The organism is Pantoea sp. B9002 (assembly GCF_013385945.1).
Classification (GTDB): domain Bacteria; phylum Pseudomonadota; class Gammaproteobacteria; order Enterobacterales; family Enterobacteriaceae; genus Pantoea.
Window position 1 is genome coordinate 1 of the sequence record NZ_JACAPA010000035.1, and the last position, 24,762, is coordinate 24,762.

Consider the following 24,762-nt stretch of genomic DNA (forward strand, 5'->3'; position numbering starts at 1 on the left):
GAGATATAAGGGTCGCCATTCCTGGCGACCACAACAAATAACTTACGGAATTACAAACCGCCTTGCACCGCATTTTGCGCTTGCGTCAGCGCCTGCGCGTTGCTGGAGAGATTGCTCATCAGCGTGTTGTACTGCGTTGCCTGATCCTGCGTTGGGAACTGCACGCCGCCGTCATTAAAGGTTACGCGTGTGCCTTGTGATTGCAGATAGTCGCCGGTTTGCACAGCCGCCTGGCTCAGGGCCTGCAGCTGTGGCAGCAGCGGAATCAGCGTGCTCGCTGGCTGCGTCACGACTTTGACGTAGGCCGCGTCATACACTTTCTTCAGGTCATCCGGCTGCTTCAGCGTGGCTTTGCTGCTGTCCGCCTGCATTTTGGCGCTCTGAATCTGCTGGGTCAGCACACTCAGATTGCCGCTGGCCTGGCGCAGACTGTCGCGACGCGTCAGGTAATCCTGCGGTACACGAATCGCCGCTAACTCATCCACCACCGGACGCATACCTTGCTCAATCGCCTGATTGGTCTGCTGCGAGAAACCATAAAGGATGGCGTAATCGCTGGCGTAGTTGCCGAAGGTCTGCTTCTGATTTTCACTCAGGCTTGGCAGATGTTCGCCGCTGCGCATCACCGTGTTCTGAAGGAAATCAGTGAAAGCTTTACGCTGATCGCCCTCTTTGTCGCCACACGCCGTAAGTTGCAGCACGATGAGTGTGCTGACCATCAGCATGCCAACTCGCATCCAGATGCGGGAAATTCCTGACGCCATGATTAACTCCTGTTATGGCAAATTCGATTCGATGGGAATGGTCCTAAAGGATAGTGCAATGGCCTGGCGCGTACAACGGGCGCTGTTTACCTGATGCTTATAAATGCGCACCCTGTAATGAAATGGCAGATTCCGTAGGGTCACCATTCATGGTGACCTTTTTTAATACAGCAAATCAGAACACCAGCGCCTGCCCATCTTTGCGACTTTCGGTGGCGGCGATATAGAAGCCTTGTGGATCGCGCACTATCGCCTGCGCACCGCCGAAGTTATAGCCCAGCAGCGGATCTTCGAGCGCAATCAAATGCCCCATTTCCCGCAGCTTCGCCAGCACGTTACGGTCGATGCCCGGCTCAACCACCACCGAACGTCCCTGCTCAACGCGCCAGCGCGGTGCATCAATCGCCGCCTGCGGGTTTTGCTTGTGCTGCATGATGCGCAACGCCAGCTGCAAATGACCTTGTGCCTGCATCGTGCCGCCCATCACACCAAACGACATCAGCGGCTGGCCGTCACCGTCGAGGGCAAACGCCGGAATGATGGTGTGGAACGGACGCTTGCCGCCGGCCACCACGTTGGGATGTTGCGGATCGAGTGAGAAACCGCAGCCCCGGTTTTGCAGGCTGATGCCGGTGCCCGGCACCACCACGCCAGAACCGAAGCCCATAAAGTTGGACTGTATAAAGGAAACCATCATGCCGCTGGCATCCGCGGTAGAAAGGTACACTGTGCCGCTCTGCTGCGGTGCGCCAAAGGTAAAATCCCCGGCCTGATCAGGATTAATCAGCTGCGCGCGCTGTTTTAAATAGCCATTGCTCAGCAGCAATTCCGCCGGGAACTCGAGGTGGTCGTAATCGCTGACGTAGCGATCCAGATCGGCCAGCGCCAGCTTCATCGCTTCAATCGACAGGTGCAGCCACGGCACTGAATCCGGTTCATAGCGGCCAATATCCCACTGTTCGAGAATACCCAGCGCAATCAAGGTGGCGATGCCCTGACCGTTTGGCGGCAACTCCTGCACCGATCCCCCCGCAAAAGGGCGCGACAGCAAATCAACCCAGTCGGCGCGATGATTGTTGAGATCGGCCATGCTCAGCGCCGCGCCATGCTGTTCAGCAAACGCCACCATCTTTTCAGCCAGTTCGCCACGATAGAAGGCTTCACCGCGCGTCTCGGCGATTTTTTGCAGCGTTGCGGCTTGCGCTGGATTGCGGAACAGTTCGCCGGCACGCGGCGGCCGACCATCGGGCGCAAAGCACTCGACGAAGCCGGGCTGCTCTTTCAACTTGTTGTAGCCGCGCTGCCACAGATGACCAATCAGCGGTGAAACCGGAAAACCGTCGCGCGCATACTCAATCGCCGGTTGCGCCAGCGTAGTAAGCGGCAGGGTAGCAAAACGTTCGGCCAGCTCAACCCACGCCGAAACCGCGCCCGGCACGGTGACCGCTTCCCAGCCGATTTCCGGCATGGCATCGCGTCCGGCAAAGCGTTCCGGATTCCACGCCGCAGGCGAGCGGCCCGAGGCATTCAAACCATGCAGCTTTTTGCCATCCCAGATGATGGCGAAGGCATCGCTGCCCAAACCGTTGCCGGTCGGCTCCAGCACCGTGAGCGCCATCGCGCTGGCAATCGCGGCATCCACCGCATTGCCGCCCTGTTGCAGCATGCGCATGCCGGCCTGTGCCGCCAGCGGCTGCGAAGTGGCAACCGCGTTGCGTCCCATCATCGGTACGCGGTGTGAGGCGTAGCTAACGGTGAAATCCAAATCGCTCATAAACCTTTCTCTCTCTGCGTCATGCTGGTGCGTGAGTGCTGCAGCGCTGTGCAGCGTTCCGGGCGGGAAGGGCAAGGATTTAATAATAAGTCAGATATTTCATGCTGATAACAAATTGGCACTTTAATTGAATGTTTTCATTCGCAGCAGGCGTTTTGCTCTAATCAGCATTTCAAGATTGGCGGTTGGTGAGTGGAAAAATCCATAGTCTGTATCATCGGGCCGGGCAGCAAGTGCAGGCGGGTCAATTGCTTAGGATGAACGACCGAAAAGTGGCATAAGAAAGAATAAAAAATAATCAGGAATCTGGCAGCAAAGTCGGGGATCTGGCCCATACTTAGAAACCCGAACTATTGTTGCATTGCCCTGACATCTTTTGCAGTGCGCAACAGGCTGTGTCCCGCATCGGTTTGATAATAACTATGCTAAACCGCTTCGGGATACAGCCTGATCGTCCGGTTTCAGCGCCTGGTGGCGCTTACCTCTCTATTTTCACGTGCTTCATAGTGAGTTTTTAAGGAGTTCTCTATGGAATTAAAAGATCCCATGGTCGAGTTGCTCAGCAGCCTTGAGCAGATTGTTTTGACACGTGACGCGAAGCCATCCGTATCAGAAATTTCAATCAATCAGAATACAGTTCCCGAGCCGCAGCGTTTACGCGAGATGACCGGCATGCAGGTTGACGAATTTGCCCGTGTGATGGGTGTCAGCGTGTCGTCAGTTAAAAGCTGGGAGGCGCAACGTACACGTCCTTCCGCTACGGCGCGCAAACTGATGAAGTTGTTGCAGGCCAACCCTTATTTAGGGCGTCAGCTGCTGGAGTAATCCCTTTTTGGGGATGATCCAACCCGCCTTGATGGCGGGTTTTTTAATTTATGGCGCCATACTTTGCTGCCTGTTTAACGAACCAGCTTTCGGGCACGCTGTGCGGCGGCTGCGCTAACTGCGCAAGTCCTTGTTTGATGGTCTGCTCCGCCTGCCGCCACAGATGGCTATCGCCCTCGCGCAACAGCTGAATCTGAATCTGCTTTTCCACCAGATAGACGCGTGCAAAGTCGGCATCGTACTGCACGATGGCGCGGGTGTTATCGATGATGTCGGCCAGTTTGATGGTTTGCGCCTCGGGGGAGGCATCGGCGGTATGACGGAAATGTGCCAGTTTGCGTGCGGCGCGATTTTTCGCCGCAGGCTGCGCACTGTCGGTGAGTTGATCAACCAGTTCCGCCACGCGCGGACCGAAATGGCGTTCGATATCGTCAATGGTGCTGGGCGTGTCTTCTACCGTGTCATGCAGCCAGGCGGCGGCAATCATCTGTTCATCATCGGTAACGCTACGCACTAACTCGGCGACGGCAGCCGGATGCACAATGTAAGGCTCGTCAGTGTATTTGCGACGTTGACCCGCAGCGGCATGCGCCTCAGTGGCATAACGGCGCGCTTGCTCTTCCAGTGAATCTCGCATATTTCACTCTCCCAGAGAAAAGTCGCTTGCAATTATCTAGCGCGCTATTTATATTGAAACCCATGAACAGTAATCAAGATGACAAAAAAGTGAAGCAGGCGCCACTTCAGTTAGATCAGCAGCTCTGCTTTGCACTGTATTCGGCGAATCTCGCGATGCACAAAGTCTATCGCCAGCTGCTATCAAAGCTGGAGATTACTTATCCGCAATATCTGGTGATGCTGGTGTTGTGGAATCAGGACGATGTGACGGTTTCTGAGATTGGCGAGCAGCTGTTTCTTGATTCAGCAACGCTGACGCCGCTGTTGAAACGTCTGGAGATCGCGGGTTTACTGCGTCGCCAGCGTTCACGTCAGGATGAGCGTCAGGTTGTGGTGACGCTGACTGATGAAGGCCGTGCGTTGCGTGACAAAGCAGAAAGTATTCCGGAAGCCATTCAGTGCGCCACAGCCTGTGATGATCAGGCGATGGCATCACTGAAAGGTCAGCTAGACGAGTTGCGCGACAGCCTTTACCGCGCCAATTAATGAGTAGGGGAAGTCGCTGTCCCGACAACCCAAAAGATGACGTTCAGGTTTGCGCATAATAAGTAGTGCGCGATTATATAGCGAATTAATGAGGTTATTATGTCTTTAGAAAAAGTTGTTTACACTGCAAAAGCTAAAGCTACCGGCGGTCGTGATGGTCGTGCTACTTCTTCTGACAACGTGCTGGATGTCAAACTGGGCGTGCCAAAAGAGATGGGCGGCGCAGGCGGCGAAGTGACTAACCCTGAGCAACTGTTTGCTGCAGGTTATTCAGCCTGTTTCCTCGGCGCGATGAAGTTTGTGGCTGGCCGCGACAAAATTACCATGCCTAAAGATGCGTGGATTGAAGGCGAAGTTGGCATTGGCCCAATCCCGAACGGTTTCGGTATTGAAGCCAAACTGAACATTCATCTACCAGAGATGGACGCAGCTGAAGCGCAGAAGCTGGTAGATGCAGCACACATCGTTTGCCCATACTCAAACGCAACGCGTGGCAACATCGACGTGACGCTGAACATCATCAACTAATTGATGTTGTTAACGATAAAAGGCTCCTGCGGGAGCCTTTTTTACATCTGAATAAAACAATAACCGGTTCGATTAGAAAATTTATCTGGTCTTACCATTGGTTAAATGTTCTACTGCTCGGCTTCGCGCCATCGCCCTTTCGCCAGTCGGAATCGTCCCGATCCTGTACGTTGCGTCACGCTTTTTCCGCGGTTTTGCGAACTCTGCTGTCTTTAAACAGTCACATAACGGTTGATACAACGACACCAGGTCGGGAATAGAAAATTTTCATGAATTATATTAAAAGTTTAACGCAGCAAAAGCTGTCTCTGCTGCTTGCTTTATATCTCGGTATCTTACTGAATTTACCGATATTTTATCGCCGTTTTGACGGCTTCTTAACGAAATCCAATATCTCTAATTGGCTCTCTGCAGCGGCGGAAGTGATGGCTGCGGTGCTGCTGACTTTCTTCCTGATGCGCTTGCTGTCGCTGGGCGGCAAATGGGCTTACCGCATTCTCGCCACACTCACCGTAATCATCTCTGTTGCCGCCGCCTATTACATGGCGTTCTTCAACGTGGTGATCGGTTACGGCATTATCGCTTCGGTGATGACCACCGATATCGATCTCTCTAAAGAAGTGATTGGTCTGCATTTCGTGCTGTGGATGGTGCTGGTGAGTGCGCTGCCGCTGCTGCTTATCTGGCGCAATAATCTTAGCCAAACGCTGATTGAACAACTTAAAACGCCTGGGCAACGTCTGAAGCCGGTAGCCATTATGCTGCTGAGCGTGGCGCTGGTCTGGCTGCCGATTCGCTATTTCGACAAGCTGCAGAAGGTGAATGAAGAGATCACCAACATCGATCTGCCGAGCTATGGCGGCGTGGTGGCGCACTCGTATCTGCCATCCAACTGGATTGCCGCGCTGGGCCTGTTTGCCTGGACCAAAGTCGATGAAGAGTGGGATGGCAAAGCGTTACTCGATCCGGCAAAAGAGTTTACTTACGTCGCGCCTGCGGGCATCGACGATACCTATATGGTGTTTGTAATTGGCGAAACCACGCGCTGGGATCACATGGGTATGCTCGGCTACGATCGTGATACCACGCCGAAGCTGTCGAAAGAGAAGAATCTGGTCGCGTTCCGTGGTGAATCTTGTGATACCGCCACCAAGCTGTCGCTGCGCTGCATGTTCGTGCGCGAAGGCGGCACCATGGATAATCCGGGCCGCACGTTGAAAGAACAAAACGTTTTCGCCGTGTTGAAAGAGCTGGGCTTCACCTCTGAGCTGTTCGCGATGCAGAGCGAAGTGTGGTTCTACGATAACGCTGACACCAATAACTTCTCGTTCCGCGAGCAGATTGGTTCAGAGAAGCGTAATCAGGGCAAAGCGGTCGATGACATGCTGTTAGTGCCGGAGTTGCAGGCATCGTTACAGCGCTTCCCGAAAGGCAAGCATGTGGTGATTCTGCACACCAAAGGCTCGCACTACCTTTATTCACAACGCTATCCGCGTGATTTCGCGCGCTATCAGCCCGAATGCATGGGCGTTGATGAGAAGTGCAGTAAAGCGCAGTTGATTAACGCCTACGACAACTCGATTTTGTATGTTGATACCATGCTGGATAGCGTGCTCGATCAGTTGCGTGATAAGAAGGCGATTGTGTTCTACGCCTCCGATCACGGTGAATCAATCAGCGAGAATATGCACTTGCATGGCACGCCGCGCGAGATGGCGCCACCGGAGCAGTTCCGTGTACCGATGATGGTGTGGGCTTCTGATAAGTATCTTGAAGATCCAACCAACCGCAGCAACTTCGAGCGTTTGCAGGCGCAGCAGCGCGTGGGTAAAACCCATCGTCATGTTGAGCTGTTCGACACCATTATGGGTTGCCTCGGCTACACCTCGCCGGACGGCGGAATTAAAGACGCAAACAACTGGTGTTCAGCACCTGCGGCCGCGCCTGCTAAAGCGCTGTGATTTTCTGGGGTTGCTGACCACTGCTTGCTTTCCAGGCGATCAGTTGGGTTTTCAGTAAAAGGCATTGACGCTTTTTTAGCAGCGCAGTAATATGCGCCCCCATCGGCGAGTAGCGCAGCTTGGTAGCGCAACTGGTTTGGGACCAGTGGGTCGGAGGTTCGAATCCTCTCTCGCCGACCATCTTTGAAGAAACCTGCTTTTAAAAGCAGGTTTTTTTTCGTCTGTAATTTGTTGGGCACTGTGCCGATCAGGCTGAAATACAGGGCCGCTCCGTAAAGTCGCCGTGGACACATCCCTGTGGGCTCTGCCGACGCATCCATGCGTCGGAAGCTTTACTCCGCGGCCCTGTATCTCATCCTTAATGAGGCTCCGATGCGTTGCCTTTTACCGCCACACCAATGCTGATCAGCGATGGGAAGGCGGCTCGGTTAGCAAAGCGTCCGCCGCAGGGATGCGGCGGCCGAGGCTACAGGGACGTATTCACGCCGACTTTGCGTTCGAGCCGCCTTTCCTGAGCAACGCACCGAGCGAACCGCAAAACCCGTCTATTTAACCCTTCCGCGCGTCAAACCAATAATAACCAGTAATATCCCCAGTTTACTCTCTGTATCCCTTGCCAAATCACACCAACAGGCTTAATTCGCGAAACATTCTTCTTATGACCGGTTTATGCATCATGCTGATTTCTTATGCCATTTCCCTAGCACATTCCGCTGCCTGAACGTCATAACGCACGCAGAATCGTTCAGATATTCAACATTTACCAATAAGTTTTGTGTGTTTTTTAGCGGTGATAATCACTGTCATTTGGCTACATAGCCAGATAATCACGCGGCATTGAGTGCTTTATCACCTTTTTTAATTTTGGCTTAGGCGCGCAAGGGTGTTTTTTATCGTTGCTTGCACTTACTCACACTCTGTGTAAATAACCCCACACTGTATTGACGTTCATTGCAACTGTTGACAAATTGATGCGTCAATAAAATGTAGAGAAGGACGTGTCTGACAGATTCCACGGTGCCAGCACAAAAAAATAACCGCTCACATTTTGCTTACTCTTAATTGACCAGCCCGAACCGCATAAAAAAATCAGAGGTCGGGCGACGCACACAACATCACATCACAATGGAGCAAAACATGATCAACTCCCTGGCTAAATCCAGGATGCTGAAGGTCGGTCTCAGCCTGATTGCTATGACCGTTGCCGCTGGTGTCCAGGCGAAAACCCTCGTTTATTGTTCAGAAGGTTCGCCGGAAGGCTTCAACCCGCAGCTCTTCACATCGGGTACCACCTACGACGCAAGCTCCGTACCGATCTACAACCGTCTGGTTGAGTTCAAAACCGGTACCACCGAGCTGCAGCCAGGTCTGGCAGAAAAATGGGATGTCAGCGCGGACGGTAAAACTTATACCTTCCACCTGCGTCAGGGCGTGAAATGGCAAACCACCAAAGACTTCAAGCCAACCCGCACCTTCAATGCCGATGACGTCGTGTTCTCCTTCGAGCGTCAGCTCGACAAAAACAACAAATATCACGGTGTTTCTGGCGGCAGCTACGAATACTTCGAAGGCATGGACATGCCTAAGCTGATCGCCAAAATCGAAAAAGTTGACGATTACACCGTACGCTTTACCCTGACGCGTCCTGAAGCGCCGTTCATCGCTGACCTCGGCATGGACTTCGCCTCAATCATTTCTAAAGAATATGCCGACAACATGCTGAAAGCGGGCACGCCTGAGAAGCTGGACCTCAATCCAGTGGGCACCGGTCCGTTCGTACTGCAGCAGTATCAGAAAGACTCGCGCATTCTGTATAAAGCTAACCCAGACTTCTGGGGCACCAAGCCGAAGATTGATCGCTTAGTGTTCTCCATCACGCCAGATGCCTCTGTGCGTTACGCCAAGTTGCAGAAAGGTGAGTGCCAGGTCATGCCGTACCCGAACCCGGCCGACATCGCCAGCATGAAGAAAGACGACAAAATTAACCTGATGGAGCAGCCTGGTCTGAACGTCGGTTACCTGTCTTTCAACACCGAGAAAAAGCCGCTGGATAACGTGAAAGTGCGTCAGGCACTGACCATGGCGGTGAACAAACAAGCCATCATTGATGCCGTTTATCAGGGCGCTGGCCAGGCTGCGAAAAACCTGATCCCACCAACCATGTGGGGCTACAACGACGACATCAAAGATTACGCCTACGATCCTGAGAAAGCGAAAGCGCTGCTGAAAGAAGCGGGCATGGCGGATGGTTTCTCAATCGACCTGTGGGCAATGCCGGTTCAGCGTCCATACAACCCGAACGCACGCCGCATGGCGGAAATGGTTCAGGCTGACTGGGCGAAAATTGGCGTGAAAGCCAAAATCGTCACCTACGAATGGGGCGAGTACCTGAAACGTGCGAAAGCCGGTGAACACCAGACCGTAATGATGGGCTGGACCGGTGATAATGGGGACCCGGATAACTTCTTCGCCACGCTGTTCAGCTGCACAGCGGCGAAAGACGGTTCTAACTACTCACGTTGGTGCTACAAGCCGTTTGAAGATCTGATTCAGCCAGCGCGTGCTGAAGCCGATCACAACAAACGTATTGAACTGTACAAACAGGCTCAGGTAGTGATGCATGACCAGGCTCCAGCGCTGATCATCGCCCACTCAACCGTATACGAGCCAGTGAGCAAGAAAGTCTCTGGTTATGTGGTTGATCCATTAGGTAAACATCACTTCGAAAACGTCGATATCCAGGAATAACCTTTCGGATTATCGCGGTCAGGGCCAGCATTGCTGGCCCTCGGGCGGCACCTTCGCCGCCCGTATTCCGCTCTTTTTTTTCCGGCAAATTCTACTAATGAAGCGCTTCTTGCGTCGCGTCCGCCCTTGGCTGGCTGCGACTGTTGAGCAATGTTGTCCCCGGCGGTAACGCTGTGGGAAATGTCAGAGAACCAGGCTTATGCTGCAATTCATACTCCGACGTTTGGGCCTTGTCATCCCAACGTTCATCGGTATCACATTATTGACCTTCGCGTTTGTCCACTTGATCCCCGGCGATCCGGTACTGATCATGGCCGGCGAACGCGGTATCTCTCCTGAACGTCACGCGCAATTGATGGCGCAGTTTGGCCTCGATCAGCCGATGTGGAAGCAATACATCACCTACATCAACGGCGTCTTACACGGTGACCTCGGCATCTCGCTGAAAAGCCGCATCCCGGTTTGGGACGAATTCGTACCACGCTTCAAAGCCACGCTGGAACTGGGCATCTGCGCCATGTTGTTCGCGGTAGCTGTCGGCATTCCCGTTGGCGTGCTGGCCGCAGTAAAACGCGGCTCGATCTTCGATCACACCGCCGTGGGCATCTCGCTCACCGGTTACTCGATGCCGATTTTCTGGTGGGGCATCATGCTGATCATGCTGGTCTCGGTGCAGTGGAACCTCACGCCGGTCTCCGGACGCGTCAGCGACATCATCTTCCTCGACGACAGCCATCCGCTCACCGGCTTTATGCTGATTGATACGCTGCTGTGGGGTGAACCGGGCGATTTCAAAGATGCGGTGATGCACATGATTCTGCCTGCCATCGTGCTCGGCACCATTCCGCTGGCGGTGATCGTGCGTATGACGCGCTCCTCAATGCTGGAAGTGCTGGGCGAAGATTACATCCGCACCGCGCGCGCCAAAGGCCTGACGCGTATGCGTGTGATAGTGGTGCATGCGCTGCGTAACGCCATGCTGCCGGTCGTCACCGTGATTGGTTTGCAGGTCGGTACGCTGCTGGCCGGTGCGATTCTGACCGAAACCATCTTCTCGTGGCCGGGACTCGGTCGCTGGCTGATTGAAGCGCTGCAACGCCGTGACTATCCGGTAGTGCAGGGCGGCGTGCTGCTGGTGGCGATTTTGATCATCGTGGTCAACCTGCTGGTTGATCTGTTGTACGGCGTGGTCAATCCACGTATCCGTCATAAGAAATAAGGGGGAATCATGTCTGCTGTTGATCCCGCAAGCGTAACTGCTGCACCCAAGCCGATGACCCCGTTGCAGGAATTCTGGCACTACTTCAAACGTAACAAAGGCGCGGTTATCGGCCTGGTTTACATCGTTCTAATGCTGTTAATCGCCATCTTTGCTGATGTGCTGGCACCGCACGCACCGGCCGAGCAGTTCCGCGATGCCTTGCTGCATCCGCCGGTCTGGCAGGAAGGCGGCAGCTGGAGCTACATCCTCGGTACCGATGACGTGGGCCGCGATGTGCTGTCGCGCCTGATGTACGGCGCGCGCCTGTCGCTGCTGGTTGGCTGCATGGTCGTCGTGCTGTCGCTGATTCTCGGCGTGATATTTGGCCTGATGGCCGGCTACCTCGGCGGCGTGGTTGACGCCATCATTATGCGTGTGGTCGATATCATGCTGGCGCTGCCAAGCCTGCTGCTGGCCTTGGTGCTGGTGGCGATCTTCGGTCCGTCGATCGTCAATGCCTCGCTGGCGATTACCTTCGTCGCCTTGCCGCACTATATCCGTCTGACGCGTGCCGCCGTGCTGGTTGAAGTTAACCGCGACTACGTCACCGCTTCAAGCGTGGCGGGTGCCGGTACGCTGCGCCAGATGTTCATCAATATTCTGCCTAACTGCCTGGCACCGCTGATCGTGCAGGCATCATTGGGTTTCTCCAACGCCATCCTTGATATGGCAGCGTTGGGCTTTCTCGGTATGGGGGCGCAGCCGCCAACGCCGGAGTGGGGCACCATGCTCTCCGACGTGTTGCAGTATGCGCAAAGTGCCTGGTGGGTGGTGACATTCCCTGGAGTGACCATTCTGCTAACGGTTCTGGCATTCAACCTCATGGGCGATGGTTTGCGTGATGCACTCGACCCGAAACTCAAGCAGTAAAGAGGCACCGAGATGGCGTTATTAAATGTAGATAAGTTATCGGTGCATTTCGGCGACGAAAAGACACCGTTCCGTGCGGTTGACCGCATCAGCTATCAGGTCGAGCAAGGCCAGGTGGTGGGCATCGTCGGGGAATCCGGTTCCGGTAAATCGGTCAGCTCGCTGGCGATTATGGGACTGATTGATTATCCCGGCCGCGTGATGGCCGAGAAACTGGAATTCAATCAGCGCGACCTGCAGAAAATCTCCGAAAAAGAGCGCCGCCAGTTGGTGGGCGCCGAAGTAGCGATGATCTTCCAGGACCCGATGACCAGCCTAAACCCGTGCTACACCGTGGGTTTCCAGATCATGGAAGCGCTGAAGGTGCATCAGGGCGGCAGCAAACGTACCCGTCGTCAGCGTGCGATTGATCTGCTCGATCAGGTCGGCATTCCGGATGCGGCCTCGCGTCTGGATGTCTATCCGCACCAGCTGTCGGGCGGGATGAGCCAGCGCGTGATGATCGCGATGGCGATTGCCTGCAAACCGAAACTGTTGATTGCCGATGAGCCAACCACCGCGCTCGACGTAACCATTCAGGCGCAAATTATCGAACTGCTGCTGGAGTTGCAGAAGCAGGAGAACATGGCGCTGATTCTGATCACCCACGATCTGGCGCTGGTGGCCGAAGCGGCTCAGCACATCATCGTGATGTATGCCGGACAAGTGGTGGAGAGCGGTAAAGCGGTGGATATCTTCAAAGCGCCGCGTCATCCCTACACGCAAGCGCTGCTGCGCGCGCTGCCGGAGTTTGCTGCCGATAAAGCGCGTCTGGCCTCGCTGCCTGGCGTGGTGCCGGGTAAATACGATCGTCCAACCGGCTGCCTGTTAAATCCGCGCTGCCCGTATGTGACCGATCGCTGCCGCCGCGAAGAGCCGGAGCTGCGCGACATTCCTGGCCGTCAGGCCAAATGTCACTTCCCACTGGATGATGCCGGGAGACCGACTTATGAGTCTTGATAACGATAAGCAGGATTACCTGCTGCAGGCGATTGACCTGAAAAAACACTACCCGGTGAAGAAAGGTCTGTTTGGCCAGGAACGTCTGGTCAAAGCGCTGGATGGCGTCTCGTTCAACCTCGAACGCGGCAAAACGCTGGCGGTGGTGGGCGAGTCCGGCTGTGGTAAATCCACGCTGGGCCGCTTGCTGACGATGATTGAAACCCCGACCGAAGGCCAGCTGTTCTGGCACGGTCAGGATCTGTTAAAACACGATCCGCAGGCGCAGAAACTGCGTCGCCAGAAAATCCAGATCGTGTTCCAGAACCCGTACGGCTCGCTTAATCCGCGTAAGAAAATCAGCCAGATTCTGGAAGAGCCGCTGGTGATCAACACCTCGCTGACCAAAGCGGAGCGCAAGGAAAAAACGCTGGAGATGATGGCGAAGGTTGGCCTGAAAACCGAGCATTACGATCGCTATCCGCACATGTTCTCGGGCGGTCAGCGTCAGCGTATCGCTATCGCGCGTGGTTTGATGCTCGATCCTGATGTGCTGATCGCCGATGAGCCGGTCTCCGCGCTCGACGTGTCGGTGCGTGCGCAGGTGCTGAATCTGATGATGGATTTGCAGCAGGATTTAGGCTTGTCCTACGTCTTCATCTCGCACGATCTCTCCGTGGTGGAACATATCGCCGATGAGGTGATGGTGATGTATCTCGGCCGCTGCGTTGAGAAGGGCAGCAAAGAGGCGATCTTCAGTAATCCGCGTCATCCTTACACGCAAGCGCTGCTGTCGGCGACACCACGCCTCAACCCGGACGATCGCCGCGAGCGCATCAAACTGACGGGCGAGCTGCCAAGCCCGCTCAATCCGCCGCCGGGCTGTGCGTTTAACGCGCGCTGCCGTCGTCGTTTTGGCACCTGCGTTCAGCTGCAGCCGAAACTGAAGCAGTATGGCGATCAGCAAATCGCCTGCTTCGCGGTTGATCAGGATGAAAATCAGCCGGTGGGCGCGTAATAAATTACCGCCATAAATGAATCAAGGCTCCTTTGGGAGCCTTTCTTTTTGCCGATTAATACATGAGATAAATTAACGACAAAAAGTGTTACCGCTAAAGCCCTGCCAAAAGCATTACGTCACTGCATCTGTGAACAATTGGTCCTGATTAAGATATAAAACGTAAAGGCAAATTCTTATTTTCGTCAGGATTTCGTGAGCAACATTTCAAGGGAATAAAATCCATAACTTGCAGCGCAGTAGAGGTTTTTCAGTAGCTTAGGTTAAAATTCCCTGCCTCTGTATTTCAGTTAATGGATACTAATTAATCCCCGTCAATAAATAATTGCACGCTTCTTGCATTCCCGCTTTTTCAATCTTAAAGATAGAATTCTTTTATTGAATGCGCTGTTTTAGTAATCAGATTTGTCTCACCGTCTTTTAATGTGTGTGATATATTCGCGGAAAATTCCCTCCCGCTTTTACAGGCTCTGATCATGAAGAATTACGACGATCTGCAGCGTTTTAAAGAGAAAACGCAGACGCTTGACATCGCTTTTAAGGATATGTCCGGTCAATCGCAGGAAGCCGATCAAAGTCAGTGGGCGTTACTGCGTCAATTGACCACCGATCAAGAGCCTGAATTAGGCAGCGGTCAGCGCATCGACATGCCGCAACCGCAGCCGATTCGCGGGGATGAATTCAGCGCACCGCCGGAACTGGCACAGGCTGCACCAGCCAGCCCGGCGCGCGCATCGATTCTCGAAAGCCTGAACGCACCTGCCGCCACCCAACCGGAGAGCGGCTCATCGCTGTTTCCGCCCGCGCCGTCGGCTAAGCCGCTGTCCTCTGCCACGCCATTAGCGCCGAAAGCCACGCTGGTCGAGCGCCAGGCGACAACCTCACTGTTTCCACCGGCAAAACCTGCCGCCGCGCCAGCCGCTCATCCCGCTACTGTTGCCGCGCCTGCACCGGCAGCGCCAGCGCCTGTGGCAACCTTTGCCGCTTCGGTTGAACCGGCACGTCCGGCTGCGCCCGCACCGTCTCGCTTTGGTGCGCTGTTCCGCTCGCGTCCAGCCGAGCCGGCTAACCTGTCAAAAGAAACACCGTTAAAACCGCTACTGGAGAAGATTGCGCTATGCCGTTAGTTTGTGTGTGCTCGCCAAAAGGGGGAGTAGGGAAAACCACCATGGCGGCCAACCTTGCGTGGAGTCTGGCTCGCGCTGGCAGCAAGGTATTGGCAATCGATTTCGATGTTCAGAACGCCTTGCGCCTGCATTTCGGTGTACCGCTGAACGATGGTCGCGGTTTTGTGGCACGTTCTGAAGATCAGGCTGACTGGAGCCAATCGATTCTGACCACCGGCGGCAATATTTTCGTCATGCCGTATGGCGAGGTCAGCGAAGAGCAGCGTGAACGCTTTGAAGAGAACCTGGTAAAAGATCCGCATTTCCTGAAACGCGGGCTGGATACGGTACTGAATTATCCGGGACTGGTAATTATCGCTGATTTTCCTCCCGGTCCGGGCCCGGCACTTAAAGCAATGCAGGCACTTGCCGATATGCATTTAGTGGTGATGTTAGCGGATACCGCATCGGTCTCGTTGCTGCCGCAAATTGAAAATGACCGCATGATCGGTCGACCGCTGAATAATAAACGTGGTCACTATTTTGTGCTTAACCAGAGCGATAACCGCCGCAATATTAGCCGTGAAGTCACCGCTTTTATGCAGCAGCGTCTGGGTGAGAACTTATTAGGCGTGGTACATCGTGATGAAAGCGTCGCGGAAGCCAATGCCTCGCAACAGTCGGTTTATGATTTCAGCCCAGCGTCTGCAGCTGCGTTTGATATCGAATTAGTGGCAAAACGCGTAGCCAATATCCTGAATATCACCGTGGGTAACGGCGAAGTTCAGGCACCTATTCGCAGCCACTATTAATAATGAGGCCGTCTCCGGCCACATAATAACAACACAGCTTCTTCAGGGTGAATCATGAGTAAACTCGGGTTTTACCTGCTGCTGCTGGTGCTTGCACCGGTGGCGGCGGTAATCGTCATCACGCCTATGGACAGCCAGAAGCAATATATATTTGGCTTAATCAGCATCGGGATGATGTTTTTACTGGGCTTCAGCAAAAGCCGCAAAATAACCATCGTCATGGTTATCTTATCCGCGCTGATGTCGACCCGATATATCTGGTGGCGCACCACGGAGACGCTGCAATTTAATTCTGAGATTGAAGCGATTCTCGGTATCGGCTTATATCTGGCCGAACTGTACGTCTGGCTGATCTTAATTCTTGGCTTCCTGCAAACTACCTGGCCATTAAAACGCACCATCGAACCCTTGCCGGATGATACTAGCCTGTGGCCGACGGTTGATGTTTATGTTCCAACCTACAACGAAAGCCTCGATGTAGTGCGTGATACCGTGCTGGCGGCGCAGTGTATTGATTACCCGCGCGACAAGCTGAAGGTCTATTTGCTGGATGACGGTAAGCGCAGTGAGTTTGCGGTATTTGCCGCCGATGTTGGCGTGGGTTACATCACCCGTGACGACAACAATCACGCCAAAGCCGGTAACCTCAACCACGCGATGAAGATCACCAAAGGTGAGCTGATTTGCATCTTCGATTGCGATCACGTGGCCACGCGCACCTTCCTGCAGGCGACGGTCGGTCCGTTCCTGAAAGATCCCAAGCTGGCGCTGCTGCAAACCCCGCACTACTTCTATTCACCGGATCCGTTCGAGCGTAACCTGCGCGCAGCGCGCAGCATCCCGAACGAAGGTTCACTGTTCTACGGCCCGGTGCAGCAGGGTAACGATAACTGGAACGCCACCTTCTTCTGCGGCTCCTGTGCGGTGATTCGCCGTAGCGCGCTGGAAGAGATCGGTGGTTTTGCGGTGGAAACCGTGACCGAAGATGCGCATACCGCACTGAAAATGCAGCGTCTCGGTTGGGGCTCAGCCTTCCTGGCGATTCCGCTGGCGGCTGGTCTGGCGACCGAGCGTCTTGGCCTGCACGTTGTGCAGCGTAACCGCTGGGCGCGCGGCATGACGCAGATCTTCCGCGTTGATAACCCGCTGTTTGGCCGTGGTTTGAAGTGGCAGCAACGTCTGTGCTACCTCAACGCCATGCTGCACTTCCAGTTCGGCTTGCCACGCGTGGCGTTCCTGACGGCACCGCTGGCCTACCTGCTGTTTAACCTGAATATCATTCACTCGTCGGCATCGCTGATTTTCGCCTACGTTCTGCCGCATCTGGTGATGTCGCTCTACGTCAACTCACGGATGAACGGCAAGTTCCGTTACACCTTCTGGGGCGAAATCTACGAAACCGTGATGTGCTTCCACCTCGTTATCCCCACGCTGCTCACCATGCTGGCGCCGAAGCGCGGTAAGTTTAACGTAACGGATAAAGGCGGCCTGCTCGATCAGGGCTTCTTCGACTTCCACATCGTGCGTCCACATGTGATTGTCGCGGTGCTGCTGTCGATCGGCATCATCGCGGGTGTGGTGCGTGCCACCGCGCATGACTACTTTGGCGTTGATCCTTACGTTATTGCGCTCAACGTCGGCTGGGCAGTGTTCAGCCTGGTTATTCTGATGGCAGCGATTGCCGTGGCGCGCGAAACCAAGCAGGTGCGTAAAACCATCCGTATTGAAGTGCAGATTCCGGCGGTGATTCACTACGCCAGCGGCATCTCTTCTCGCACGCAAACCAGCGATCTGTCGATGGGCGGCGCGCAGCTGGATGCGCCGGACAGTCGTCACGAGCACGATGAAATTGAAGAGATCGATCTGCTGCTGAAGTCGGGCACTATCACCATTCCGGTGAACAAAATCTCCGGCGATGAGGAGAGCATCCGTCTGCGCTTTGGCGATATGCCGCTGTCGCGCCGCCGTGAGCTGGTGCGCGTGGTGCTGGCGCGTGCCGATGCGTGGATTCAGCCGGAGTATAAGCAAGACAATCCACTGGTTTCGCTTGGCACCATTATTCGTACCGTATTTGAGCTGTTCTGGCTGACCTGGAAAGATCGCCGTGAGAAGCGTAAGCGTGACAACCAGCCCGCGGTAAAAGAGGACAGCGCTGCATGAAGAATTTGACGCAAACGTTGCTGGCAAGCTCGCTGGCAACGGCGCTGCTGCTCGCGCCAGCGTGGGCCGAAACCCCGCCAGTCACTCAGGATAGCGCTGCACTTTCAGACGTGCCGCCGCCGCAAGGCATTGAAAGCGCGGCCGATCCGCAGCTGCAACAGGCGGCGGGCGCTGCACCTTATGCGCCAGCGGAAACCGCACCGCAAACTGCTCCGGAAACCGCACCGGAAGCCGCATCGACAACGGAAAACGACGCGCCCGCTGAACCTGCGGCCAGCGAACCTGCTGCCGCACCAGAAATGGTGCTGCCAACGGTAGCGCCAACCGCGCCGGCGGTGATGCCAGAAACGGCTTCCGTGACGCTTAACCAGCCGATCAGCAGCACCGTTTCGGTGGCGCAGATGGGCCAGCCGCGCGGCATTACGCTGACCGGCGGCCAGCTGCAATCCGGCATCATGTTCACGCTGCCCAGCGATGAAGTGATCACCAACGCGCGTCTTAATCTGTCGCTGCGCGTCTCGGCGGCACTGGCGGCGCGCAACACCTCGCTGCAGCTGATGCTGAACGGTCAACCGCTTGGCACTTTGCCGCTGGGCTCCAGTGACAGCGATGTCAGCGATTACCAGCTGGATATTCCGGCGGCGATGGTGGTCTCCAGCAACAACCTCAGCTTCAAGATTAACGATGCCGACAAGCTGCTGTGCGAGAAAGAGAGCGCGCAGCAGTATCAGGTGTCGATTTTGCCGAAAACCACGCTGAGCCTCGAAGGCCAGCAGCTGAATATCGGCACCAGCCTGCGTAACTTCCCGCGTCCGTTTATCGATGCGCAGCGCATGACGCCCGCCAGCGTCACCTTTGGCTTTGCCGCCAATGTCGCGCCGGACAGCATCAGCGCCGCTGCGCTGGTGGCATCGTGGATGGGCATTCAGTCAGATTATCGTGGCATCCGTTTCCCGGTGGTGCGCGGCGATCTGCCTGAACACAACGGCATTCTGGTCGGCCATCCGGGCGACAAAATTGGCACCGTGACTTTGCCAGCCACCAACGGTCCGCTGCTGCAGGTGATCGATAACCCGAACAATCCGGTCTACAAATTGCTGCTGGTGGTGGGCGCGAATGACGAACAGCTGCGTCAGGCCGCTAACCGTTTAACCACTCAGCCGCTGGCGACCGATGCCAGCAGCCTGAACGTGCAGCCGCAGCCGATTGGCGTGCGTAAGCCGTACGATGCGCCGCGCTGGATCAACACCACGCGCCCGGTACGTTTGAGCGAACTGCTGCGCAAAGATCAGAGCCTGACCACCACCGGCATCTGGCACGATGCGCTGAGCGTCAACTTCCGCGCTGCGCCGGATCTGTTCCTGTGGGATGGCGACACCATTCCGGTGGAGCTGCACTATCGCTTCCCATCGGAAAGCTGGATTGACGAGAATAACTCCTTCCTCAACGTGATGATTAACGGTACCTTCCTGCGCAACCTGACGGTGAATAAAGTCGGCTTGCTGGAGAGCGCCTGGCATCGGCTGGGCGGCGACGCGCGTCAGGAGCATTACACCCTGAAGCTCGAACCCTATCTGATTTACGGTGACAACCAGCTGGCGCTGTACTTCAACATCAAGCCGAAAGCGGATGCACCGTGCGGCGTGCTGCTGAACAACAACATCAAGAGCCGCATCGAAGAGGATTCGTGGATCGATCTGAGCCACACGCGGCACTTCACCATGCTACCAAACCTCTCTTACTTTGTTGGCGCTTCGTTCCCGTTCTCGCGTCTGGCAGACTTCTCGCAGACCACGCTGCTGCTGCCGGAACAACCGAGCGATGCGGAGATAGCCACGCTGCTGGATATGGCCTCACGCGCCGGTAACGCCACCGGCGTGCCGCTGCTGCAAAATCAGGTGTTATTTGGCCTGCCAAACGGCGGCACCAACATGACGCGTCTGCAGCAAAGCGATCTGCTGGCGGTGAGCACCACGCAGAACAACGACTTCAATCAGGCAATGCTGGCCAACACGCCGTTCGATACCAGCGGCAACACGCTGGGCGTGAAAGAGCCCACCACCTGGGACAAACTGCGCGGCTGGCTGACCGGCGACTGGTATCGCCAGCCGCTGGATGCCGATCGTTACTTCTCCTCCAACGAAGCGTGGCGCGGCTTTGTCAGCTATCGCTCGCCGTGGAACCCGGATCGCTTAGTAGTAATGACAGTGGCGACCAGCGATCAGCAACTGCTGCGCCTGCATGAAGACCTGAATTCCGCGCGCATTAACGCCGGGATTCGCGGCGATACCGCCATCATCACCGATGAAAACGGCATTCGCAGCTTCCGCGTCGGCCCGCAATTCCCGAGCGGCGAAATGCCGTGGTACATGATGGTGGTGTGGTATGCCAACCAGCACTCGGTGCTGATGGCGCTGGCGGCTCTGCTGCTTTCAGCGTTGGTCGGCGGCGGTGCGTGGGTGATGCTGAAACGTCATGCGTGGCGTCGTCTCAACCCAAAAGTTGATAGCAAGTCCGGCAAGAAGTAAGGATAAAAACAATGAAAAAACATCTGTTAAGTGCCGGTATTCGCCATGCCCTGATTCTGGGTGGGGCACTGACGCTCTCTCAGCCGCTGCTGGCGGCGGAGAGCAGTAATCCTGCGTTACAGGCGCTGTTCGATCAGGCGGCTTACTGGCACCAGAAAGCGCATGACGATTTGGCCAAAGCCTCGCTGCAGAAAGTGCTAATGGTTGAGCCCAACAACACGCAGGCGCTCTATCTGCTGGCGCTCTATTCACAGCAGAGCGGCGGCACGGCAGAAGCGGCGCAGTGGCGTGCGCGCCTGAGCGCGGCCTCGCCGAACGATCCGCATCTCACCGAGTTGGATAACGCCCGCCAGCTGCAAACCATTCCGCAGGCGCAGCTGCAGTTAGCGCGCCAGCAGGCACGCAGCGGCAACATCGCGGCGTCGCTGCAAACCTGGCGTAACACCTTCAGCGGCAACGAGCCGCCGCCGAGCGTGGCAGCCGAATATTATCTGACCATGGCGGGCGATCGTTCGCTGCTGCCGCAGGCGGTTGAAGCGCTGCGTCAGTTCTCCGCCGATCATCCGCAGGATACCGGTGCCAAACTGGCGCTGGGGAAAGCGCTGACTTATCAGGAAGCAACGCGTCGTCAGGGTATCGATGTGCTCGGCAGCCTGGCAGACGGCAACAAAGAAGCGGACCGTTCGCTGCGTCAGGCGCTGTTGTGGCTGGGTCCGCAGGCTTCCGATGCGTCGCTGTACCAAACCTGGCAGCAGCGCCATCCGCAAGACAACGCGGTGCTGGATTACTACCGTAAAAACGTCGGCGGCGCTGAGAAGGGCGCGGGCTTTACCGCGCTGAACAGCGGCGACGTCAGCAACGCGCAGAACAACTTTGAGAAAGTGCTGCAAGCCAACCCGCAAGATGCGGATGCGCTGGCCGGTATGGGCTATGTTGCCCAGCGCGCCGGACGGTATGCCGAAGCGGCGGATTACCTGACGCGCGCAGCGCAGATGGGTGGCGATCAGAGCGACACGCGCCAGAAGCAGGCCGCCGATGCACGCTTCTACGCGCAGCTGGCCACCGCGCAGCAGGCGCTGAAAAATGGCGACAGCGCGCAGGCGTTGGCGCTGAGCGAACCGCTGGCGCAGGCCGACGGCGAGAAAGGCGTCTCTGCCAAACTGTTCCGCGCCGATGTGTTGCGTCGCAGCAATCAGCTCGATCAGGCGGAGCAAACCTATCGCGCCATCCTGCAAAGCGATGCCAATAACCGCAACGCCAAAGAAGGCTTGTTCTACGTGCTGCGTCAGCAGAATCGGGGTGCAGAAGCCAACACCTTGCTGGCATTACTGCCCGACAGCGTGCGCCAAAGCGTGGCACCGCGCGGCAGCAGCACCGATCCGATTCGTGCGCAGGCCAAACGTGAAGTGGCGGCGGGCAATAACAGCGCGGCTATCGCCACCTTGACCTCGGGTATTCAGCGCTATCCCAACGATGGCTGGCTGCGTCTCGATCTGGCACGTATCTACCGCGCGCAGGGTAATAACATGATGGCGGCCAATATCATGCAGCCCACCATGCGCAGCGGTGCCAGCACCACCGAGCTCTACGCAGGTGCGTTAAACGCCAGCGAAAGTAGCGCCTGGCAGCAGGCGAGTCAGTTGCTGTCTCGCATTCCCAACAGCAGCAAAAACAGCGATATGCGCGAGCTGGCGCAGCGCGTCAACTTCAACCTGCAGATGGCTACCGCCGATCAGTATCTGGCGCAGGGCTCGAACGCGGCAGCAGCCAACACCTTGCGTGCGCTGGCCTCTACGCCGCCCGCCAATCCGGTTGATGCCGGTAATCTGGCGCAGAAGTTGGCAAAAGCGGGTGATCTCACCAGCGCGGTTTCCGTGGTGCGCAGTAACATGCAGCGCGGCATTCAGGGCAACGCCGGTGATTACGCCGCGCAGGTGGCGGTGCTGAATCAGGCCGGGCTGAATACCGAAGCGCAGAGCTTCCTCAGCAGCCCCGAACTGCAGGCACGCAGCACGCCAACCCAGCTGGCGGGCATCCGCAACGGCTACGTGATCAACGAAGTGGATCGTCTGCGCGAGCAGAAACAGTACGCCGCCGCTTACGACAAGCTGGTGGGCGCGCTGCAGCACGATCCGCAGAACCGCGATCTGATGTTCGCCATGGCGCGACTCTATCAGTCCGGCAAAATGAACAAAGAAGCGGGCGTGGTGTACGACTACCTGATGACACAGGATACGCCAACGCAAGACGCGCGCACCGGTGCCATCAACGTGGCGCTGGCGCAGAATGACGTCAACAAAGCCAATACCTTAACGCGTGGCCTGCGCAATGAGCAGTCGCCGGATCGCTTGCTGCTGTTAGCCCGCGTGGCCGAAGCCAACGGCGAACACAGCCAGGCGATGAGCTACCTGCGCACTGCGCGCGGTCAGCTGATTGGCCTGCAGGGCGCAGAAACCGGCAGCGTGCCGAGCGTCGGCGGCCTGGCGCTGGCCGACAATCCGTTTATCAATCGCGGCACCTCGCCGGTGGGCCGCACGCCTTCCAGCTATGGCGCGGTGATGCCGTGGCAGTCGGCTCCGGCGGCCACCAGCAGCGCCGAAGGCGTGACGCTGGCGAGCAACACACCGGCGATTCAGCAGAGCCAGACGCTGCGCCAAATCGACAACATGATGGATGACCTGCAAGAGAAAACCGGCACCTGGGTGCAGGGCGAAATGCAGGTACGCGGTCGTGACGGTGAATCCGGTTTGAGTAAGTTGACCGAAGCCAAAGCGCCGCTCACCTTCTCCACCGTCCCGTTTGGCGAGTCGCGCTTCGACTTCACTATGACGCCGGTTTCCCTCACCGCCGGCAGCGCCGGTGGCGACGCGTGGCGTCGATTCGGTACCAACGCGCTGGTGCAGGGCAACGTGGTTGCCACCGGTGCGGCGAAAATTGACGATACGCCCAACTCCTCCACCGATTCGCAATCCGCGACCGGCGTGGAGCTGAACATGGCGCTGAAGGGCGACAGCTACAAGATTGACCTCGGCAGCACGCCGCTGGGTCAGGACTTGAGTACGCTGGTGGGCGGCGTGCAGTGGTCGCCGAAGCTGACCGACTTCCTGACGCTGATCCTCACCGGTGAACGTCGCGCGATGACCGACAGCTTGCTGTCGTATGTCGGCGTCGAAGACAAAACCAGCGGTAAACGCTGGGGCCGCGTGACCAAAAACGGCGGTAACGCCTTGCTGAGTTACGACAACGGCGATGCCGGTTTCTACGTCGGCGGCGGCGCGTACAGCTACATCGGCGAAAACGTGGCGAGCAACAACAGCGTGCAGGCCACCGCAGGCGCCTATGTGCGTCCATATCATCTCGACGATCGCGAGCTGAAAGTCGGCATGAGCTTGTCGTGGATGGATTACTCGAAAAACCTCAGCTACTTCAGTTACGGTCAGGGCGGTTACTTCAGCCCGCAGAACTATGCGTCGGTGTCGTTCCCTATCGAGTTCAGCCGCAAGTTTGACGATCTGAAAGTGAACGTCGGCGGTTCGGTGGGATATCAATCCTACAGCCAGGATAAGAGCGCCTACTTCCCGAATAATCCGTCGTTGCAGGCGCAGCTGCAAAGTCTGGCCGATCAAGGCTACGTGAAGGATGCGTTCTACAGCGGCGACAGCAAAAACGGCATTGGCTACAACCTGCATGCCGGTGCGGATTATAAGATCAACAAAGATGTCACCGTGGGCGGTCAGCTAGGCTACGACACCTTTGGCGATTACAACGAAAGCACAGCCAATCTGTACTTCCGTTATATGTTCGGAGATTACTAATGAGTGAGCAAGTAACCGCGCGCGTCAGCCATCCGCATCAGCCGGGCTGGTTTGATTTGGTGAGCGCGATGATTGAGAGCATGCTGGACAACGCGGGCGAGGAAGCAGAAGGCTTCCTCAACGGAGTCGGCGTATCGCTGGCAACGCGCTATCCTTTACCCGACGCGCGCACCGTGCAGGATCTGGAGCGTGAAATGAATTTGCAGCTGGCGCGATTTAACTGGGGCTTTGTGCAATTACAGCCGCAGGAGAATGCCATTCTGATTCAGCACCACGCGCTGCCGCAGGGCGACAGCAACGTCGGTGTTGAACGTTGGCAGCTGGCGTTGAGCGCGGTGCTGGCGGGCGTGTATGCGCAGTGGCTGCAGGCACAAGGCGGCAGCGCGGCGGTGCCGGTGACGCTGGAGAACAACGACGGCGGCACGCTGCACTATCGATATCAATAGGATG

Annotated in this window: 19 protein-coding genes and 1 tRNA gene; 17 read left to right on the plus strand and 3 right to left on the minus strand. The window is 56.3% G+C overall.

Going from position 1 to position 24,762, the window contains the following annotated elements:
• Nucleotides 1-50: 50 nt before the first annotated feature.
• Nucleotides 51-764, minus strand: a complete 714-nt coding sequence (locus HX773_RS17050) for a DUF3053 domain-containing protein (protein ID WP_176972520.1) — start codon at nt 762-764, stop codon at nt 51-53.
• A gap of 175 nt (nt 765-939) precedes the next feature.
• Nucleotides 940-2,538: a gamma-glutamyltransferase family protein gene (locus HX773_RS17055; RefSeq protein WP_176972521.1), complete on the minus strand. Its 1,599-nt coding sequence runs from the start codon at nt 2,536-2,538 to the stop codon at nt 940-942.
• Nucleotides 2,539-2,726: 188 nt separating this feature from the next.
• Here HX773_RS17055 and HX773_RS26175 point away from each other — a divergent pair, with 188 nt between their 5' ends.
• Both HX773_RS26175 and HX773_RS17065 read left to right on the plus strand, forming a co-directional pair.
• Nucleotides 2,727-2,819, plus strand: a complete 93-nt coding sequence (locus HX773_RS26175) for a hypothetical protein (protein WP_176972522.1) — start codon at nt 2,727-2,729, stop codon at nt 2,817-2,819.
• Between the two features lie 247 nt (nt 2,820-3,066).
• On the plus strand, nt 3,067-3,363 hold the full coding sequence (locus HX773_RS17065) for an HTH-type transcriptional regulator (protein ID WP_176972523.1): 297 nt from the start codon (nt 3,067-3,069) through the stop codon (nt 3,361-3,363).
• A 43-nt stretch (nt 3,364-3,406) separates the two neighbouring features.
• Here HX773_RS17065 and HX773_RS17070 read toward each other — a convergent pair whose 3' ends face one another.
• The gene (locus HX773_RS17070) at nt 3,407-4,000 is read right to left on the minus strand and encodes an HD domain-containing protein (RefSeq protein WP_176972524.1); all 594 of its coding nucleotides are present in this window, start codon (nt 3,998-4,000) and stop codon (nt 3,407-3,409) included.
• Nucleotides 4,001-4,062: 62 nt separating this feature from the next.
• Here HX773_RS17070 and HX773_RS17075 point away from each other — a divergent pair, with 62 nt between their 5' ends.
• The 15 genes from HX773_RS17075 to bcsD all read left to right on the plus strand — a co-directional run bounded on the left by HX773_RS17075 (nt 4,063) and on the right by bcsD (nt 24,758).
• Nucleotides 4,063-4,527, plus strand: coding sequence for a MarR family winged helix-turn-helix transcriptional regulator (locus HX773_RS17075; RefSeq protein WP_176972525.1), 465 nt, complete (start codon nt 4,063-4,065; stop codon nt 4,525-4,527).
• A gap of 99 nt (nt 4,528-4,626) precedes the next feature.
• Nucleotides 4,627-5,055, plus strand: coding sequence for an organic hydroperoxide resistance protein (locus HX773_RS17080; RefSeq protein ID WP_176972526.1), 429 nt, complete (start codon nt 4,627-4,629; stop codon nt 5,053-5,055).
• Between the two features lie 269 nt (nt 5,056-5,324).
• The gene (gene eptB / locus HX773_RS17085) at nt 5,325-7,016 is read left to right on the plus strand and encodes a kdo(2)-lipid A phosphoethanolamine 7''-transferase (protein WP_176972527.1); all 1,692 of its coding nucleotides are present in this window, start codon (nt 5,325-5,327) and stop codon (nt 7,014-7,016) included.
• Nucleotides 7,017-7,119: 103 nt separating this feature from the next.
• A tRNA-Pro gene (locus HX773_RS17090) sits at nt 7,120-7,196 on the plus strand.
• Between the two features lie 957 nt (nt 7,197-8,153).
• Complete coding sequence (dppA, locus tag HX773_RS17095; protein WP_176972528.1) at nt 8,154-9,764, plus strand: dipeptide ABC transporter periplasmic-binding protein DppA; 1,611 nt, start codon at nt 8,154-8,156, stop codon at nt 9,762-9,764.
• Nucleotides 9,765-9,963: 199 nt separating this feature from the next.
• Entirely contained in the window at nt 9,964-10,983 is a 1,020-nt protein-coding gene (dppB, locus tag HX773_RS17100) for a dipeptide ABC transporter permease DppB (RefSeq protein WP_064738208.1), read from the plus strand.
• A gap of 9 nt (nt 10,984-10,992) precedes the next feature.
• A complete protein-coding gene (gene dppC, locus HX773_RS17105) occupies nt 10,993-11,895 on the plus strand; it encodes a dipeptide ABC transporter permease DppC (protein ID WP_061719333.1) in 903 nt (300 codons plus the stop codon).
• A 12-nt stretch (nt 11,896-11,907) separates the two neighbouring features.
• Nucleotides 11,908-12,894 (plus strand): dipeptide ABC transporter ATP-binding protein, encoded by a 987-nt coding sequence (gene dppD / locus HX773_RS17110; protein WP_176972529.1) that lies wholly within the window; start codon nt 11,908-11,910, stop codon nt 12,892-12,894.
• On the plus strand, nt 12,884-13,891 hold the full coding sequence (gene dppF, locus HX773_RS17115) for a dipeptide ABC transporter ATP-binding subunit DppF (protein WP_176972530.1): 1,008 nt from the start codon (nt 12,884-12,886) through the stop codon (nt 13,889-13,891). Before dppD ends, dppF begins: the two co-directional genes overlap by 11 nt.
• 476 nt (nt 13,892-14,367) lie before the next feature.
• Nucleotides 14,368-15,018 (plus strand): cellulose biosynthesis protein BcsO, encoded by a 651-nt coding sequence (gene bcsO, locus HX773_RS17120; RefSeq protein WP_176972531.1) that lies wholly within the window; start codon nt 14,368-14,370, stop codon nt 15,016-15,018.
• Nucleotides 15,009-15,809 (plus strand): cellulose biosynthesis protein BcsQ, encoded by an 801-nt coding sequence (gene bcsQ, locus HX773_RS17125; protein WP_176972532.1) that lies wholly within the window; start codon nt 15,009-15,011, stop codon nt 15,807-15,809. Before bcsO ends, bcsQ begins: the two co-directional genes overlap by 10 nt.
• 54 nt (nt 15,810-15,863) lie before the next feature.
• Nucleotides 15,864-17,969 (plus strand): UDP-forming cellulose synthase catalytic subunit, encoded by a 2,106-nt coding sequence (bcsA, locus tag HX773_RS17130; protein ID WP_176972533.1) that lies wholly within the window; start codon nt 15,864-15,866, stop codon nt 17,967-17,969.
• Nucleotides 17,966-20,497: a cellulose biosynthesis cyclic di-GMP-binding regulatory protein BcsB gene (bcsB, locus tag HX773_RS17135; protein ID WP_176972534.1), complete on the plus strand. Its 2,532-nt coding sequence runs from the start codon at nt 17,966-17,968 to the stop codon at nt 20,495-20,497. The genes bcsA and bcsB overlap by 4 nt, the downstream gene beginning before the upstream one ends.
• Before the next feature lie 11 nt (nt 20,498-20,508).
• Nucleotides 20,509-24,312 carry a cellulose biosynthesis protein BcsC gene (locus HX773_RS17140; RefSeq protein ID WP_176972535.1) on the plus strand — a complete coding sequence of 1,268 codons (3,804 nt, stop codon included), beginning with the start codon at nt 20,509-20,511 and terminating at the stop codon, nt 24,310-24,312.
• Entirely contained in the window at nt 24,312-24,758 is a 447-nt protein-coding gene (gene bcsD / locus HX773_RS17145) for a cellulose biosynthesis protein BcsD (RefSeq protein WP_008104594.1), read from the plus strand. The genes HX773_RS17140 and bcsD overlap by 1 nt, the downstream gene beginning before the upstream one ends.
• The last annotated feature ends 4 nt before the right edge of the window (nt 24,759-24,762 follow it).

What these genes read in the sequence shown, in the direction of transcription:
- HX773_RS17050 (WP_176972520.1), bottom strand. Translation starts at nt 764, where the DNA reads ATGGCGTCAGGAATTTCCCGCATCTGGATGCGAGTTGGCATGCTGATG.
- HX773_RS17055 (WP_176972521.1), bottom strand. Translation starts at nt 2,538, where the DNA reads ATGAGCGATTTGGATTTCACCGTTAGCTACGCCTCACACCGCGTACCG.
- HX773_RS17065 (WP_176972523.1), top strand. Translation starts at nt 3,067, where the DNA reads ATGGAATTAAAAGATCCCATGGTCGAGTTGCTCAGCAGCCTTGAGCAG.
- HX773_RS17070 (WP_176972524.1), bottom strand. Translation starts at nt 4,000, where the DNA reads ATGCGAGATTCACTGGAAGAGCAAGCGCGCCGTTATGCCACTGAGGCG.
- HX773_RS17075 (WP_176972525.1), top strand. Translation starts at nt 4,063, where the DNA reads ATGAACAGTAATCAAGATGACAAAAAAGTGAAGCAGGCGCCACTTCAG.
- HX773_RS17080 (WP_176972526.1), top strand. Translation starts at nt 4,627, where the DNA reads ATGTCTTTAGAAAAAGTTGTTTACACTGCAAAAGCTAAAGCTACCGGC.
- eptB (WP_176972527.1), top strand. Translation starts at nt 5,325, where the DNA reads ATGAATTATATTAAAAGTTTAACGCAGCAAAAGCTGTCTCTGCTGCTT.
- dppA (WP_176972528.1), top strand. Translation starts at nt 8,154, where the DNA reads ATGATCAACTCCCTGGCTAAATCCAGGATGCTGAAGGTCGGTCTCAGC.
- dppB (WP_064738208.1), top strand. Translation starts at nt 9,964, where the DNA reads ATGCTGCAATTCATACTCCGACGTTTGGGCCTTGTCATCCCAACGTTC.
- dppC (WP_061719333.1), top strand. Translation starts at nt 10,993, where the DNA reads ATGTCTGCTGTTGATCCCGCAAGCGTAACTGCTGCACCCAAGCCGATG.
- dppD (WP_176972529.1), top strand. Translation starts at nt 11,908, where the DNA reads ATGGCGTTATTAAATGTAGATAAGTTATCGGTGCATTTCGGCGACGAA.
- dppF (WP_176972530.1), top strand. Translation starts at nt 12,884, where the DNA reads ATGAGTCTTGATAACGATAAGCAGGATTACCTGCTGCAGGCGATTGAC.
- bcsO (WP_176972531.1), top strand. Translation starts at nt 14,368, where the DNA reads ATGAAGAATTACGACGATCTGCAGCGTTTTAAAGAGAAAACGCAGACG.
- bcsQ (WP_176972532.1), top strand. Translation starts at nt 15,009, where the DNA reads ATGCCGTTAGTTTGTGTGTGCTCGCCAAAAGGGGGAGTAGGGAAAACC.
- bcsA (WP_176972533.1), top strand. Translation starts at nt 15,864, where the DNA reads ATGAGTAAACTCGGGTTTTACCTGCTGCTGCTGGTGCTTGCACCGGTG.
- bcsB (WP_176972534.1), top strand. Translation starts at nt 17,966, where the DNA reads ATGAAGAATTTGACGCAAACGTTGCTGGCAAGCTCGCTGGCAACGGCG.
- HX773_RS17140 (WP_176972535.1), top strand. Translation starts at nt 20,509, where the DNA reads ATGAAAAAACATCTGTTAAGTGCCGGTATTCGCCATGCCCTGATTCTG.
- bcsD (WP_008104594.1), top strand. Translation starts at nt 24,312, where the DNA reads ATGAGTGAGCAAGTAACCGCGCGCGTCAGCCATCCGCATCAGCCGGGC.